This window comes from Metabacillus herbersteinensis, assembly GCF_042433335.1.
GTDB classification, from domain to species: Bacteria; Bacillota; Bacilli; order Bacillales; family Bacillaceae; genus Metabacillus; species Metabacillus herbersteinensis.
This window is the reverse complement of sequence record NZ_JBHLVO010000025.1, coordinates 56,555-73,638: the sequence shown is the minus strand read 5'-3', so window position 1 is coordinate 73,638 and position 17,084 is coordinate 56,555. Positions and strand designations below refer to the sequence as shown.

13 protein-coding genes are annotated in these 17,084 nt (G+C 35.2%); 10 read left to right on the top strand and 3 right to left on the bottom strand.

The window, feature by feature from the left end:
* The first annotated feature begins 339 nt into the window (after positions 1-339).
* Positions 340-537: a hypothetical protein gene (locus ACFFIX_RS21025; RefSeq protein WP_378937564.1), complete on the top strand. Its 198-nt coding sequence runs from the start codon at positions 340-342 to the stop codon at positions 535-537.
* Between the two features lie 111 nt (positions 538-648).
* On the opposite strand, the gene ACFFIX_RS21020 is transcribed toward ACFFIX_RS21025, so the two are convergent.
* Positions 649-1,800 carry a toxic anion resistance protein gene (locus ACFFIX_RS21020; RefSeq protein WP_378937562.1) on the bottom strand — a complete coding sequence of 384 codons (1,152 nt, stop codon included), beginning with the start codon at positions 1,798-1,800 and terminating at the stop codon, positions 649-651.
* Positions 1,797-2,441: a 5-bromo-4-chloroindolyl phosphate hydrolysis family protein gene (locus ACFFIX_RS21015; RefSeq protein ID WP_378937560.1), complete on the bottom strand. Its 645-nt coding sequence runs from the start codon at positions 2,439-2,441 to the stop codon at positions 1,797-1,799. The genes ACFFIX_RS21020 and ACFFIX_RS21015 overlap by 4 nt, the downstream gene beginning before the upstream one ends.
* A gap of 952 nt (positions 2,442-3,393) precedes the next feature.
* Between ACFFIX_RS21015 and ACFFIX_RS21010 the strand changes: the two genes are divergently transcribed.
* The 6 genes from ACFFIX_RS21010 to ACFFIX_RS20985 all read left to right on the top strand — a co-directional run bounded on the left by ACFFIX_RS21010 (position 3,394) and on the right by ACFFIX_RS20985 (position 14,046).
* A complete protein-coding gene (locus tag ACFFIX_RS21010; RefSeq protein ID WP_378937558.1) occupies positions 3,394-4,416 on the top strand; it encodes an alpha/beta fold hydrolase in 1,023 nt (340 codons plus the stop codon).
* Between the two features lie 1,080 nt (positions 4,417-5,496).
* Positions 5,497-8,247, top strand: a complete 2,751-nt coding sequence (locus tag ACFFIX_RS21005; RefSeq protein ID WP_378937556.1) for a response regulator — start codon at positions 5,497-5,499, stop codon at positions 8,245-8,247.
* A gap of 39 nt (positions 8,248-8,286) precedes the next feature.
* Positions 8,287-9,111 carry a CheR family methyltransferase gene (locus tag ACFFIX_RS21000; RefSeq protein ID WP_378937553.1) on the top strand — a complete coding sequence of 275 codons (825 nt, stop codon included), beginning with the start codon at positions 8,287-8,289 and terminating at the stop codon, positions 9,109-9,111.
* Positions 9,053-11,110 (top strand): PAS domain S-box protein, encoded by a 2,058-nt coding sequence (locus ACFFIX_RS20995; RefSeq protein ID WP_378937551.1) that lies wholly within the window; start codon positions 9,053-9,055, stop codon positions 11,108-11,110. Before ACFFIX_RS21000 ends, ACFFIX_RS20995 begins: the two co-directional genes overlap by 59 nt.
* A 46-nt stretch (positions 11,111-11,156) precedes the next feature.
* Positions 11,157-12,113, top strand: coding sequence for a sugar ABC transporter substrate-binding protein (locus ACFFIX_RS20990; protein ID WP_378937549.1), 957 nt, complete (start codon positions 11,157-11,159; stop codon positions 12,111-12,113).
* A gap of 220 nt (positions 12,114-12,333) precedes the next feature.
* Complete coding sequence (locus ACFFIX_RS20985) at positions 12,334-14,046, top strand: ABC transporter ATP-binding protein (RefSeq protein ID WP_378937547.1); 1,713 nt, start codon at positions 12,334-12,336, stop codon at positions 14,044-14,046.
* 197 nt (positions 14,047-14,243) lie between these two features.
* Here the strand turns inward: ACFFIX_RS20985 and ACFFIX_RS20980 are convergent, their stop codons facing one another.
* Positions 14,244-14,378 (bottom strand): hypothetical protein, encoded by a 135-nt coding sequence (locus ACFFIX_RS20980; protein WP_378937545.1) that lies wholly within the window; start codon positions 14,376-14,378, stop codon positions 14,244-14,246.
* Between the two features lie 430 nt (positions 14,379-14,808).
* Between ACFFIX_RS20980 and ACFFIX_RS20975 the strand changes: the two genes are divergently transcribed.
* The 3 genes from ACFFIX_RS20975 (at position 14,809) to ACFFIX_RS20965 (ending at position 16,940) form a co-directional block, all read left to right on the top strand.
* Entirely contained in the window at positions 14,809-15,414 is a 606-nt protein-coding gene (locus ACFFIX_RS20975; RefSeq protein WP_378937543.1) for a class I SAM-dependent methyltransferase, read from the top strand.
* 213 nt (positions 15,415-15,627) lie between these two features.
* The gene (locus ACFFIX_RS20970) at positions 15,628-16,320 is read left to right on the top strand and encodes a pseudouridine synthase (protein WP_378937541.1); all 693 of its coding nucleotides are present in this window, start codon (positions 15,628-15,630) and stop codon (positions 16,318-16,320) included.
* A 122-nt stretch (positions 16,321-16,442) separates the two neighbouring features.
* Positions 16,443-16,940, top strand: coding sequence for a DinB family protein (locus ACFFIX_RS20965; RefSeq protein ID WP_378937539.1), 498 nt, complete (start codon positions 16,443-16,445; stop codon positions 16,938-16,940).
* The last annotated feature ends 144 nt before the right edge of the window (positions 16,941-17,084 follow it).

Below are 17,084 nucleotides of genomic sequence, written 5' to 3'. Positions count from 1 at the left end.
TTTCACAGCAACAGCTGAATTTAAGAAGCAGCTAAAGGAAGGGAAAAAAATAGATATCAAGAAAGTAGTATAAAGAAGAAAGCCTTTTATCTGCGATGAACTGCACCCCAATTGTTAGACTTGACTAACAATTGGAGGTGCAGTTTTTTTATGTTCATCAATTTTTAGTCTTGCCTCGATTGGCATCTCTGCTTCCGGTATAGTAGATTCGGTCTAAAATTAAGTGATTTTTTTACTTCAATTTTAATTTCGTCTATAGTACCTGCATGGATTTAGCCTGTCTTCTTACATTGGACTCCTTCAATAAATTTTTTCAACTTGCCATAGCTTTGTAATAACATGCGAAAGCTGAACTATGTCATAGCCATTCTAAAAAACTGGGAAAGTGAATTGTTACTGACCGCCCAAGAAATTGATTATTTTCTTGAAAACCAAAAGCCTTTACAAAAGCATAGGCCATTAACCGAATCAATTACAGTTGGTAGAGCTATTCCAAGTGGATTTCAACTGAATCTAACGGCAGGTGAAGAGGTATGAGAATTGCTGGAAAAGTGTTCTTAGGATGCTTAGATTACTTGCTGTAACCACCCGAATTATGTCGATGCCTTTTCGGCAAACATCAAGTGGTAACAGGGACTTTCTAAATCACTATTCCCCTTTAACCTCTAACAGCTTCATTCGTAAATCGCCTTCCATTCTAGTGAGTTCTAGCTCAGCTTGGCGGCGCTTGTTACGTCCTGCTTCCTGAATCTGTAACGTTTCTTCAAGGGTAGAAATAAGAGTTTCTTGTGTTTTTTTTAGTGTTTCAATATCAATGAGACCTCGTTCATTTTCTTTTGCGGTTTCAATTGTATTTGTTTTGAGCATTTCTGCATTTTTTAGTAACAGGTCATTCGTTGTTTTGGCTATTTGCTTTTGAGCCTCGACGGCATTGCGCTGCCTGATTAGAGTTAATGTAATGGCTACTTGGTTTTTCCATAGAGGAATGGCTGTTAAGATAGATGATTGGATCTTTTCAACTAGTGCTTGGTTTGTATTTTGAATCAAGCGTATTTGTGGGGCACTTTGAATGGTTATTTCTCTGCTTAATTTTAGGTCATATATCCGTTTATCTAGTCGATCGGTGAATTGAAGCATATCATTGACTTCTTGAAACTTCATTTGATCATTTGTGACTTCAGCTTCTTTTTTTAGCGCTGGAATCGTCTTGGTGTTTAATTCTTCTAGTTTTACTTCTCCTGCTGATATATAGACATTTAACGCGTGGAAATACTCCTTATTATGTTCATAAAGCTTTTCAAGAAAGCCGATATCTGATAAAAGGACATCCTTGCTGCGGTCTAGCTTTACACTAATTCGGTCAATTTGAGCACCGGTTTTTTGATATTTTGATAGAACCTCTTGCATGGAGCCAGAAACCTTACCGAACATTCTCTTATATAAAGGCTGCTTCTCAGGCTTTAATTCGTCTAAGTTCACATCATTAAATCGTTTCATGAGATCACTAATGATTTCGCCGACTTCACCTAAATCCTTCTGGCTTACATGTTCAAGCATCGTATTTGAGAATGTTAGTAGCTTAGTTTGTGCGGGTGTACCATACGAAATCATGGACTGAAGGTTTTTCGGATCAATCTGTTCAGCAAGTTGATACGCTCTTTTTCGGTCCTCTTCTGGGATGACATCTATGAGTTTTAGTGATTTCTCGTCGCTTTTCTCATCGTTAAAAGGAGTGTCTCCAAAGGGGTTAGCTAAAAGCTCATTCATTAAATCAGATTGACTCGTTTTGGTTTCGGTCATTTAATTTTCCTACTTTCGTTTAATTTTGAATTTTTCATCGAATGCTTGGCAACATCTAATTCAAAATGAAGTTGATCTATGTCGTTAGCTAACATCTGATATAAGTCCTGTTCAATTGATAGTAGAAGCTCATTTAATGTTTTTCTTGTGTCAGATAAAGCTTTTTGAACCTCTAGACTTTTCTTCGGTTGCGAAGAAAGAAACACGTACTTCTCAGTCAGCTCCACAGCCGAGTCTAAATGTGAAAAGTAAAATTGCTCTGCCCTGTAAAAACGTTTTGGCTCTGATTTTGTTAAGGAAAATATCTTCCTTGTTACACGTAGCAGGTCAATTCTTTGCTTTAGGGATGGAATATGTCGAATTGAAAATAGAGCTTTTTGAAGACGATCCATTTTCTTTTTTGCTTCTTTTATATTTTTCGTAATATATCGAAATTCTTTTGTGGATAATCCCTGCTTTTTGACGAACAGAAACTTCATATAAATCCCAAGAAGCCAATAAGTAAGGAAGCCAACTCCTAATGAAATACTTGATGATAAGAAAAAGGTTTGATCAAAAGAAAACATACACACAAACCAGCTGATAACTGTAATCGGAATAGCTACCAGTGTCCGAACCAGAAATGAAAAAAAAGAATTCATTGTCAAATGCTCCTAACTTTAAGATCCATACTATATTTACGTTTGAATACCATATAAGGTTTCACATTCAGTTAACATACCTATACTCTAATGGGATTGATGTTACAGTATTCTATCTTTGCGTACAATGGGCTTGAAATGTATTAGGGACTAAGACTTGAGATGTATATATTAGGGTCGTAAAGTTACCATGCCTGGCCCACTCGAAGTTTGTCGAAAATCTCTACAAATCGGGTGGTGTAGGCATTTTTCATTTTAGTCTTGAAGTTACTCATTTGTTAGAAAAGAAAATCTGTAATTTGTGTTTTAGTAATACTAGTATTCTGGAATAAACGAGTAATGGGGGTTTTTAAAAAGGAATTGGGAATACCGCTAAGCTTTGGTATAGATAAGGAGCTAGTAGTACCTTGGAGACAACAAACTGCCATCTTATCTATAGTTTCTGTATTAGCTTTTTTCAAATTTTTATTGTATTTCTAGTATTTCAATATTTGATGGATTATGATTTAGGGAACAGTTTCGGCATGCTATTAGCCATTAGCGCGATCTATACGTTGAGTACGGTAAGTATGGCCATGTTGTTTACAGGTTTATTAAGAACGCCAGAGCACTTCAATATGGTAAGGCATTGATTTACAGCAACGCCTTTTTACTTATTTGTTATCTGTGGTGGTAAACAAATAAGTTAGAAGTAATAGCGCAAAGAAAAAATAACCAATCACAATTTTCCTTTGATGATAAAAATTATGTTTCTTGTAATCTCCGAATGTTAATGTTCCCACGACGGATACTTCCTCATTTTCATTTATGACATTTCTGTTACCTCCTCAGAAGCTATTATTTATATATTTTAACATAGGATTTTCTACTAATAATGAACTTTAAAAAGGTGAAACTATTGATATGATATCGAACGTACAGGTATGTATATATATTAAAGGGGGGATGAAATATGCTTTTAGAGTCCTTTGAAAAGCCTTTGAAATACAGTAACAAGAAGATTGGAGAAGGGACAGTAATAAAAGAGTACGTGGAAATTAATGGGGTTAGACAAGGATTAATAATAGAGTCTTTAAATCAAGGGAGACCATTATTATTATTTTTGCATGGTGGGCCTGGTTTTCCAGCTTACCCCATCATCAAAGCACATAACTTGAGACTTGAAGAGTTTTTCGACGTTTGTTATTGGGATCAAAGAGGAACAGGAATGTCCTATCATGCCAAAGACGCCAAGAAATTACTGACTGTTGATCAGTTAATTGACGATACAATACAAGTCGTTAATTACTTGCGAGGTAAATATACACAAGACAAGGTATTTTTACTTGGTCATTCTTGGGGGACATATCTTGGGAGTCTAGTAGCGAGTATGAATCCCGACCTTTTCCATGCTTATATCGGAATTGGTCAAATTGGATCAGCAAAAGAGTCGGAGAAGGAGACATATAACTTCATCTTGAGGACATCAATAAATAACCATGATAAACGAGCTCAAAAACAAATAGAAAAGTTAACATTCGGAAGTGATTACTACAAGAATCGTTCGTACGGGGCAATTAGAGCTAAATTTACGAACAAGTACGGGGGAGGTTTTAAGCACAGAGGATACTCAAACTTTGAAACGCTAAGAAATGTTTTGGCTTGTCCGAATTATACTTTCAAAGAGCGAATAAATATTTTTCGCGGGAGTATTTACAGCTACCAGTCGTTAGGTCATGTCATGGCGACCACTGATTTGGTGAAACTTGTTCCATCACTCAATCTCCCCGTTTTTATTTTTCAGGGAAAGTACGATTATCAAACAACGTATACCCAAGCAAAACATTTTTTTGAATCAATAAAAGCTCCTTTTAAAAAAATGTATACCTTCAACAATTCTTCCCATACTCCTTTTCTAGAGGAGCAGGAACGTTTTTATAAAATCATAAAGTGTGAAGTTTTGGGAATTGATAAAGACAATAATAACATTTTATAACAAAACTTAGACGAGAGTTAAAACTCTCGTCTAAGTTTTTGACTTTTAAACTAACAAGGTGAACTGTATCATAAAACTTGGTTAAATCGAAGACCAAAGTGGACCTTTCCAAATAATTAATGGCTAAAGTTTGAAAGAATATTACAATTCGGTGCCGGGCACTTTTTTGTAAAGAGGCATTATTAGAATGGTACAAAATGTGATTAGCATATCATAGTATAACTTGCTAAATCGTATGATTACTGCTTCCGCTCACACTAACTGCGATTATTTATCATGGTAGCCTTGATAAATAAAGCTTCTAAAAAGGAGGCTATTTGCTTTGAATAAATATAAATTTAAACATAAAAATAAAAATATAACACTAATCTTTTGTTTGTGTATTCTGTTACTTATATTGCTCGTGGTAAATTTCATTCGCAACACTAAAATATACATTGTGTATAGTTCTGGTGTCGGTTCCTTCATAATTATTGGGTTAATAATCTTGGCTATTATTGTTATATATTTTAGAGGTCAAAGGTAACGAAGTTTTTTCTGGTTAGGTCATTTCCCTCGGATTTTAGCGGTACTTAGATTAGAGTGCTTGTCACTCCTTTAATAATCCTGTTTCACAAAAGGATATGGTCCAGTTTTGGAAAGATTGATAGGCTAGAAGGAAGGCTTTGTGGAGTAAATCTCTGCAACCTTTTTTCCTAAGCAAATTTTACTCATCTGTATGGGGTGTCCATTTAAATTAAGGGATAACAGTTTTCACCTACCCTGCGCGGTGAAAATTGTTATTTTGATATATTTTCAGGACTCCTGTTTTGCTATAAACCATTCTCCTTAAATACCGTTGTAATCATTGGGAATTTTTGTAGTTTTTTAATTGAATAAAATATTAGGTAGACGATAATAAAGTATTTAAAGTATTATTAGAAGTTATAATAAACAAAAAATGTAAGTGGTGTTTTGAAAGGATACAGTTACTTAAAATATGAATTTTCGCAATATTAAATTTTTAAATAAAAAAAATACACTTTTCAAGTAATGAATACAAGTATTTAGATAAAACAAACATGTTAAAGTGGAGGTTATATGAAATTTAAAACAAAGCTCTATGGGAGTATAGGATCAATACTTTTGGTAATTTCTATTATTGTAGTCATATTAATGAATATGCTTGAACAGTCAACAGTGAATATGCATGTTGTTGTGAATGAATTGTACGATCGAATAAAAATGTCTTCAAATATTAAGTACGAGACCTCAAATATTGGTAGAGAGTTAAGTGAAATTGCTGCAGGTCAAACAGATGAAGTCATTCTTGCACCGTTGAATGCATGGGAAGAATCACATAAGAATCTTAAAATTTCGATTGAGAAGCTTGAAAATAAGGACAAGCAAGAAAAGTCGCAGGAGTTAATTGCAAAATTCAAAACACTACATGATTCATACCGAGGGACTGCACAGCAAATTATAACAACACAAATAATAAATCATGAAGCTGAAGTTCATCCGGCCCTTTTGAATGACGCAGTTCTTACTCGGCAAAGAATGCTGCAGATTGCAGAACTTCTTCATGGGTTGCAAGAACAGGAAATGAAAAATGAACTGTTAAGAACGCGAGAAACATACAATTGGGCAGTTACCGTAATTTACATTTATCTTGGTATTAGTTTGAGCATAGGGATTGGATTCATTATATGGACCATTAGGCGTATGACAAAGAATCTAAATAATGTAACGTCTGTAATGAAAAGTGTTACCAATAGTGATTTCGATAGGTTGCCGCGGATTGAGATATTTTCTAAAGATGAAATAGGAGAAATCGCAGTCGCCTTTAACAAAATGGCAAAAGCTCTAGAGGAACACAGTAACCTAGAAAAGCAATTAAAAGAAGAGGCAGAAGAGCATAGCTGGCTTAAAACAAAAATTGCCGAAATAGCTACGATGTATCCTGTAGCTGAAAATGTGCAGATGCTAGCAGACTTGTTAATTACGAAGCTTGTACCTATGGTAGGAGCGAGTTTCGGAGTTTTATATATTAAGGAAGTTGAAGAAAGTCAGCTGTATCTAAAAAAAATGTCTGCTTATGCCTTTTCAGATGAAAATAAAGAATTTGAGCGTTTTCGTTTTGGAGAGGGACTAATTGGGCAATGTGCAGTTGAAAAGCGTTCAATCTTACTTAATCATATCCCTGATAATTATATAAAAATAGGCTCTGGTATGGGTGTCGGGTCACCGAAAAATATTATTATCTTACCTGTTCAATTCGAAGGTGATGTACTTGCTGTTATTGAAATTGCATCATTTGAATCATTTAGTCCTTCTCAAGTAAAGCTTCTTGAAGAAGTGAATAGCAATATTGGTATTACGATCAATAGTATTTCAAACCATATGAAGGCAGAAAGACTATTGCAAGAATCTCAGAGCTTAACAGAAGAACTCCAAGCCCAATCAGAAGAACTGCAGTTACAACAAGAGGAGTTAAGGACAACGAATGAAAAACTGGAGGAGCAGTATGGAACTTCTGAACAAAAGAAAAAAGAGGTAGAAAAAGTTAGGGAGGCGCTTGAAGAAAAGGCTCAACAACTAGAGCTTAGCTCTCAATATAAATCTGAATTTCTAGCTAATATGTCCCACGAGCTTAGAACGCCACTTAATAGTTTACTAATATTGGCGCAAATACTCTCTGAAAACGGGGATGGCAATCTTACTGCTAAACAAGAGGAGTATATTCGCACTATCTACTCCTCCGGTAATGATTTACTCCATCTAATAAACGATATTTTAGATTTAGCGAAAGTAGAGTCAGGTAAATTAGAAGTTATACCTAGAGAAGTAGAGCTTTATAATGTCCGGGATTTTATAACTAGTCAATTCTCCCCGATCGCACGTCAGAATGAGGTTCAGTTTACTGTTGAACTAGAGGAAGATTTGCCAGATAGTTTCTATACGGATGAACAACGTTTGCAGCAAGTTTTAAAAAATCTGCTATCAAATGCTTTTAAATTCACAGAAAGTGGTAGTGTATCCTTAGTTGTTAAGAAGGTAGTAAAAGAAGGTATCGGGAAGCAGATTCTTGAGCATGGGAAAGCTATGCTAGCCTTCTCTGTTATCGATACAGGAATTGGAATAGCTAGAGAAAAACAAGAAACGATATTTGATGCCTTTAAACAAGCAGATGGAACGACAAGTCGTCAATATGGTGGTACGGGACTAGGACTTTCGATTAGCAGAGAATATGCACATTTATTAGGTGGGTTTATTGAGGTAACGAGTGAGAAAGGAAAAGGAAGTATCTTTACCTTATATTTGCCACACTTTGAACCAACGGAAAAAATCGAGGAGAAACCTACTTTAGAGGAAGTAGCAGTGGGACTTGAGGTTGAGCATTATCAACTAAGCTTAAATGGCTTAGCGAATGAAGAAGGTAATATGAAACAACATGGAAAATCTTTGCTAAAAGAAAAGAAGATTCTAATTGTTGATGATGATATCCGCAATGTTTATGCACTAACAATAGCTCTTGAGAAGTATGAAATGGATATTATTATCGCAGAAAATGGTCGTGAAGGGATTGAAGTATTACAAGATAATCCAGATACAGACTTGATATTAATGGACATTATGATGCCTGAAATTGATGGGTTTGAGGCGATTCGTAGAATTCGTAAAAATCATGAGTTTACAACCATTCCTATCATTGCATTAACTGCAAAGGCGATGAAACATAGTCGAGAAGAGTGTTTAAATGCTGGAGCAACGGATTATATTAGTAAGCCGATTAACTTAGATCAGTTATACTCACTCATGCAAGTATGGTTGTATAGTAAGGAGGGCTAGCAGATTACAAACAAATTTACGGTAAAAGCAGATAATCAAATGCAGTTAGAAGAGATAGAAAAAATTGAAATAGATTTACTTCTTGAAGCGGTTTTCCGTTATTATGGATACGATTTTAGAAATTACGCCCTTCCTTTCATTCAAAGAAGAATTTGCCATCGTGTTAGTAAAGAGAATCTAACAAGTATCTCGGCTCTACAGGAAAAGGTACTGCGCGACCCTGTAGCCATGGGAGAATTGATTTCTGACTTTTCGATAAATGTTACAGAGATGTTTCGTGATCCCGAATTTTTTAAGTCTTTTCGCACAAACATTATACCGTTAGTAAAAGATTTTCCTGATATTCGAATTTGGCATGTAGGCTGCTCTTCTGGAGAAGAAGTTTATTCAATGGCTATTCTTTTGCATGAAGAAGGGATATACGAAAAAACTAGAATTTTTGCAACCGACATAAATGCAAGTATTTTAGAAAAGGCGAAGAAAGGTACCTTTCCATTAGATGGAATGCAGCGTTACACAAAGAATTATTTTGAAGCCGGTGGGAAAAGGGCCTTTTCAGAATATTATATGGCAGTTGATGATCAGGTTTTTTTTCATCCTTTTCTTCAAAAAAGGGTTGTGTTTGCACAGCATAATTTAGTAACAGATCATTCATTTAACGAATTTGATATTATTATTTGTCGAAATGTCCTAATCTATTTTAATAAGAGTCTTCAAAATGATGTGCATAAACTAATTTATGATAGCCTCAGCATGTCAGGTTTTCTTGGATTGGGTAAAAGAGAGGGGATTAAGTTTACAAGTTATGAAAACTGTTACGGAGAATTTGATGCATCGGAAAAACTCTATCGCAAATTTAAATAATACACCTACAAAAAAGGTTAATATTTTAATGGTGGATGATCATCCTGAAAATCTACTAGCATTGGAAGCTGTACTCATATCTCCAAACTATCACTTGGTTAGTGCAAACTCAGGAAAAGAAGCTCTGAAATGTATGCTTAAACAGGATTTTGCTGTCATTTTACTAGACGTACAAATGCCAGGGTTAAATGGCTTTGAAACAGCGAAGCTTATTAAGGCGAGAGAAAAAACAAGGCATATCCCGATTATATTTATAACGGCGATTAGTCAAGATATGGAACATGTTCATCAAGGTTATTCAGTTGGAGCTATTGATTATATTTTTAAACCCTTTCATCCTGCAACCTTAAAACAGAAAATAGAACAGTTTGTGAAAATTATCCAAAATCATGAAGCGACTATTATTCAGAGTGATAAGGAACGTAGTGTCGAACTTAATGATGTTAATGAAAGGTTGAATAGAGCAACTTTGAATTTACGCAGGACAGAGGCTTTAGCTAAAGTAATTGGTGAAACAATAATCGACACTATTGTAACCTTTGACGAGCAAGGTTTTATTTTATCGGTAAATCCAGCTGTAAAAAGTATGTTTGGATACAATGCTGAAGAAATGATCGGAAAACATATTGTTATGCTTTTTCTAAAAATGAATGGAGACAATGAAAAGCACTCTTCGTTTTCAATCTTTTTCTCCATTAAACAAGCTGTAGGAAAGGTGATCGAATCAGTTGCCTTGAGGAAAGATGAAAGTCACTTTCCTGCTGACATTCAAATTGGAGAGACGACAGTCGAAGAGCAACAGATTTTTGTTTGCACGATTCGTGATGTTACAGGAAGAAAGCAGATTGAGGAAGTTAAAAAGCAAAAACTTACCAATATGGAACATGTGGTAAAAGAGCGTACGTTAGAACTCCTACAGGCTAATGAAAAACTTCAAAAGGAAATTGAAGAGCGAAATAAGATAGCTGACCATCTATATGTTTCTCAAGAAAGGTTTCGGAAAATCTTTGAATCTAGCCCTAGCTTAATGGCGATTTTTTCAATAGAAGATGGAACAATTATTGATGTTAATACAAGTTGGGTTAACTTCACTGGTTACAGTTATGATGAGTTGGGTAACGAAAAAATAGATTTACAGTATTTTGTTGACGAATCAAATGGTAACCTCATTGATTTCCAAAAGATAATTCGAAACAAGAAAATTAGCTATAAGGCGAAGAACGGAGAAATTCGCGCTGGATTATTGTCTACTGAAATGATTGATATCCATCCTGAACCATGTACTCTTATAGTCTTAACAGATATTACGGAAAGGGTTCATTTGGAGAAGGAGATGTATCGATTAGATCGTTTGAATTTAATTGGTGAAATGGCTGCAGGAATTGCCCATGAAATTAGGAATCCAATGACAACGGTTCACGGATTTTTACAAGTAACGAGGAATGAACGTGATAACTTACCAATGGAGATCGTTGATTTGATGTTAGAAGAATTAAATAGAGCTAACTCGATCATTACCGAATTTCTTAATTTAGCTAAAAATAAAGTCAGTGTAAAGATGAAACAAAACCTAAATACGATTATTGAAGCAATATCTCCACTGATTCAAGCAGAAGCGTTACGGTCTAGTAAACATATAATCCTTGATTTAGGTAAATGCCCGGATATATTCATAGATCAAAAAGAAATTCGGCAGCTGATTTTAAATATTGCACTAAATGGGCTTGATGCAATGTCTACAGGTGGGAAGCTTACAATAAAAACGTATGTAGCAGAACAGTCAGTCATTTTGGAAATAAAAGATCAAGGAGTAGGCATTAGCCCTGACGTTTTAGAAAAAATAGGGACACCTTTTTTCACTACGAAGGATAGTGGAACAGGATTGGGTTTAGCTATTTGTTATAGTGTAGCTGAACGTCATCATGCTGATATTGATATAGCAACGGGGGATGAGGGGACGACATTTTCAATTCGTTTTAACTCAAACCATGCTGTTTGAGATTAATAGAAATATCCTTAATTCAAGAAGAAGTAAGGAGGATTAAATGTTTATAAAACGACGAAAACTATTTATTCTTATTCTAATTATTATTTTTGCCATCATTCTAGGATTTATATCAAAACCATTTGGAGTAGAAAAGCCTAAAGTAGTCATTATTTTAAAAGATGTAAATTCACAATATTGGGAAATTGTTAAAGCCGGAGCGGAAAAGGGATTCCGAGATTTTCGTTTAGATGGTAAGATTATTGCGCCCGTAGAAGGAACTGCAGAAGAACAGGCTAATATAATAAAGAATATTTATAAGGAAAATCCAGATGTGTTAATTGTAGCTCCAACTTCTTCACTTATTGTTATCCCTGCATTGGATGACTTTGTAAAGAAGTATAAGGATATTCCTGTATTGCTCTTAGATACAGATGATCCCTGGAAACATAAAACGTCTTATATCGGTACCGATAACTTAGATTTAGGGAAAAGAGCCGGGGCATTTTTAGCTTCGCAACTGCAGCCTGGGGATAAAGTCGCCCTTATTGGTGGAGATCCAGAAATTCCAGTTTCAGGTGAACGGATCCAAGGGGCTAAAATTACGTTAAAAGAAGCAGGTATCAACATAGCGACAGAAAAAGTAGGATTAAATAATGAAAATGACGAAAAAAAAGCAATGGAAACAATTTTGAGGGATCATCGTGATGTTAAAGGTATAATCGCTTCTAATGACGGAATGGCACTAAATGCGTTAAAAGTTATAGAGGAACATGGCCTTAAAATGCCAGTCACAGGAGCAGATGGAATTACCGAAATGCTTGAGTTAATAGAAGAAGGAACATTACCAGGTTCAGTAGCACAAAACCCTTATGATATGGGGTATTTAAGCGTAGAAACTGCATTGAAAGTTACAAAGGGAGAAAAAGTTGAAAAAAACGTTGATAGTGGTGTAGATATTATTATAAAAGATAATGCTGAGCAGAGACTAAACTTCTTGACTAAATTGTTGAATTGAAGTAAAAGTAGGAACCATTTGGGTACTAGATACAATGCTTAACCCCTAGAATAAATATAAATAAAAATTCCTTGCTCATGGGCAGGGATTTTTGCTTTATAGTATTTTTTGCTATACCAACCATTACATAGGAATATTTATAGCAGGTTCCTTCAACATATGGTAATGTATTATCATCTACATGAGAATGATATTCAATGAAAGTGAGGTGCTACATCCTATGATTAAACGTTTTTTCAGCTATTATCAGCCACACCGAAGGCTATTTTACATAGATTTTTCATGCGCGGTGCTAATTGGGTTATTGGAGCTTGGGTTCCCTCTTGCGGTTTCATATTTTATTGACGAGCTACTCCCAGAAGGTAATTGGGGTACGATCACCGCTGTAAGTGTTGGTCTTTTAGTACTTTATCTAATGAGCTCTGGGATGCAGTTTGTGGTGAACTATTGGGGCCATAAGCTGGGCATTAATATAGAAACGGACATGCGCCGTGAGCTGTTCAACCATGTCCAACGTCAATCATTCCGCTTCTTTGATAATACCAAAACCGGACATATAATGAGCCGGATCACAAATGACCTGATGGATATTGGAGAGTTGGCTCATCATGGACCTGAGGATCTCTTTATTGCGATTATGACTTTCATTGGTGCGTTTTGGATCATGCTTACGATCAATGTAAAACTAGCCCTTGTCGCCATCATCGTTGTTCCATTTCTTGTTTGGTTAATTTCGTACTCGAACATTAAAATGAATCAAGCATGGACTAAAATGTATGGAAATATCGCTGACGTGAATGCACGGGTAGAGGACAGTGTTTCCGGAGCTCGTGTTGTACAGTCTTTCACAAATGAGCAATATGAAATGGAACGATTTAACGAGAACAATCAGTTTTTCCGAAAGACAAAGTTAAAAGCGTATAAGGTTATGAGCTTGAATTTATCGGGAATTTATATTACAACACGTCTAATGACCCTGATTATTTTGGTTTTCGGAGCTTGGCTTAGCTTTACTGGAGACTTATCCTATGGAGAATTAGTAGCCTTTATTCTTTATGTAAATGTTTTGTTTAAACCTATTGATAAAATCAGTGCATTACTGGAACTCTATCCAAAGGGCATGGCGGGCTTTAAGCGTTTCACTGAACTGATGGACGAAGAACCAGATATTAAAAATGATCCTAATGCTATTGAAGTGGCATCCTTAAAAGGAAATATTAATTTTCACAACGTTAGTTTCAGGTATGAAGGCAATCGTACCATCTTAAATGATATTTCTTTTACAATTGAGGCGGGAAAAACAGTCGCCTTTGTAGGTCCATCTGGTGCAGGAAAAACAACAATCTGCTCATTAATTCCTCGTTTCTACGATGTTACAACAGGAACGATTACCATTGATGGAATTGATATCCGAGAAATGACAAAAGAATCATTACGTTCGCATATTGGAATTGTTCAACAGGATGTCTTTTTATTTACAGGAACACTTAGAGAGAACATTGCCTACGGTAGGTTAAATGCTACACAAGAAGAAATTGAAGAAGCAGCTAGAAAAGCTCATCTAACCGACCTCATCGCTTCCCTTCAAGACGGCTTCGACACACAAATCGGGGAAAGAGGTTTAAAGCTTTCAGGAGGACAAAAGCAACGGTTGGCGATTGCCCGAATGTTTTTGAAAAATCCACCTATTTTGATCTTGGATGAGGCCACTTCAGCACTAGATACTGAAACGGAATCAATTATTCAAGAAGCACTGAATGATCTAGCAAAAGACCGAACGACTCTCGTAATTGCTCACCGTTTAGGAACGATTAGAAATGCTGATCGTATTCTTGTTATTACCGAAAACGGTATTGCCGAAGATGGAACCCAAGCGGAGCTTCTTTCACAAGAAAATGGCATTTTTGCTAAGCTTCATGCACATCAACATTAATGTATTGGGGGATGTACATCTTAAAAGGTCCAAGTGGAACGGTTCAGCGTATCTATGTTGCGTTGAAGCACTTCCACTCGGATTCTATTATTTAAAAGGTACGTTAAAATACCAAAATCCTGTTGCTATTTAGGCATCGCACCCGAGACTTTTACTTAATATTTCCATTCGCCCCAGTATATATTGACATACTCTGGTTAACTTGACTCATGTTCTATTTCAGCTTCATCCTTTTTTCCTTCTAACGTATTTGAGATAAATGAACAGGCACGATTTTCGTCTGTTAAAGTCTTTTCGTAAAATTCAGTAAGTGTATCTGGATCAAAAACCACAGCTCTATATGTGTTTTCCTCATTGTTTAAAAAAGTTTCACGGCATCACCAAATTCCTTAGGTGGTCTTACTTTTTAAAAGATTTCATGATCAGATTCTTTTTTTTAACATTATTTATTTTCTCCATGATTTCAGCTTTCTCCATTGTAAACCTCCTTATCTTCTATATCCTATAATTTTTATTTTGTTACTTTCCATTCATTTTAAACATAAAAGCGAAAGTTTAATTTTCATTTGTTTGTTGATGCGATCTACCTACTGCCAATTTCGAGGCGTTATATAATAAGTTGTATAGTAAATTACAAATGATTACATAAAATATCGTGTGAATATATTTTTTCCAGTCCCGCCAATTCCCTTTCCAAAAAGCAATTAAACAGAAATTAACCAAAAACATTTAACATCTCTTAAGGTCCTGGAGGAGTGAACAATGAAAGAAAGGTTTTATGATGAAATGATGAACATAAGAACAGAAGGGGATCAAGAGGGATTTAATAAGTCTTTTCATTATCATCGATATGAGCCGACGCCATATAGTGCACTAGAGGATCTATTTAATCAATATGAATTGAAAAGCAGTGATCGTATTGTTGACTTCGGGTGTGGAAAAGGTCGGTTAAACTTTTATATCAATTACTTATTTGATGCATCTGTTGTAGGGGTAGAAATGAATGAGGCTTTTTACCAAGAAGCAGTTAAAAATCGAGATTGTTATTTGGAGAAAATCAAAGAAAGCACAGATAAAGTTCATTTCCATTGTTGCCTTGCTGAAGAGTATCTGATTGATCCATTAGATAACCGATTTTATTTTTTTAATCCGTTTTCAGTACAAATATTTATGAAAATCATTAACAATATATTGCTTTCAATAGAAATTTTAAATCGGGAAATAGAACTAATTTTATACTATAGTTCAGAAGATTATATCTATTATTTAGAGAATCAAACCAGTTTTGAGTTAAAAAAGGAATTCAGAGTGGAAGGATTATACGAAGGAAACTCCAATGAGAGATTTTTAATCTATAGATTAGCATAAGAAGCAAATCAGGACCTAAACAAACGTTTATTTAAATAAAAATAGCGATACTGTCCGAATGAGTCAAAATCCTCGTAACTACTCTCCTCAGAGAATTGAGATAAAATCCATATTTTCTATAAACAATTCAATCTTGATGTTCATCTGTTACAATTTACTTAACAACTATTAAGATTGATAGTATCTAGTCATTTAGTGGAGAAGGTATACAACATGAGAATTAACAAATACATAAGCGAAACGGGCTACTGTTCAAGACGAGAAACAGTTCGCTTAATTCAAGCAGGAAGAATAATAGTAAATGGCGAGTTATGTAAACCGAATCATGATGTCGAACCTGGAGATATTGTTCTTATAGATGGAAAGTCGATACCATTAAAAGAGGAGCCAATATACATTGCGTTAAACAAGCCAAGAGGAATTACTAGTACGGCTGCTAAGCATATTGAAGGAAATATTATTGACTTTGTTAATCATCCAAAGCGAATTTTCCCGGTTGGAAGACTTGATAAGGATTCCGAGGGGTTAATTCTTCTTACCAATGATGGGGAAATCGTGAATAAAATTTTACGGTCTGAACATGATCATGAAAAGGAATACCTCGTTAAAGTTGATAAGCCGTTTAGTGACACTTTTTTAAAAGGGATTTCAGGAGGAGTGGACATTCTAGTTGGAAAAACAGAACCTTGTCGTGTTGCGCGGATTAGTGATGACGAGTTTCAAATTATTCTTACTCAAGGACTTAACCGCCAAATTCGCCGGATGTGTCGTGTATTTGGGTATACTGTGATTCGGCTTGAACGAGTGCGTATTATGAATGTTAAGTTAGACGGTCTAGATGTGGGGCAGTGGCGGGATCTTGCCAAGGAAGAACTAAATGAATTAAAAAATCTTCTCTTAATTTAATAACTCATTTTAAAGAAATTTTTTATCAGATGTGAAAACAGTTTTCTAAAACAGTGAAAAGGGAAGTATAGTGTGAGTAGAGTATAAATTACTTAGAAATAAAAGCCATGGAGGCGGTAGATTTGAATTTAAGGAAAGAGATGTTAATAGCGCAGATTTCCTCTTGTTCAACCGAACAAACTTGGTTTGCATCTTTAGATGTTGCTTTAAAAGGTGTTACCGCAGAACAAGCCGTTTGGCATGATGGATCTTTTGAAAACTCAATAGTGGAGATAGTTAAACACTTGATTTTTTGGAATGAAAGATGCTTACAAGAATTTAGTGGCCAATCAGTGTCTGATGAAGAATTTACAAATCAATCTACATTTTTTAAGGAACATTCAAAGGAACTAACTGATGCTGAATGGAATGAAACGATAATTCGTTTACAAAATGTTTTTGCAAGGTGGGAAACTGCGATTAAAGAGTGCGATGAGGAGATGTTAGATTCTTTTGCACATCCAGATCGTCCATGGTGGAGACAAATTTCTAATATGCTTCTTCATACTGCGCATCATAGCGGACAAATCATTTATCTTCGCAAAAGAAATGGATCATGGAATCCTGTAAAGTGGGATTAAAAAAAACCTCCGAAATTGGAGGTCAAACATTATTCTATAAAAAAGGGGGATGTTCTTACTATTCCCACTCTACTCAAATCTAATACACGATTTACGAATTTTTTTAAAAAATTAATCGGAATTGTTTCTGAAATTTCTTATCCC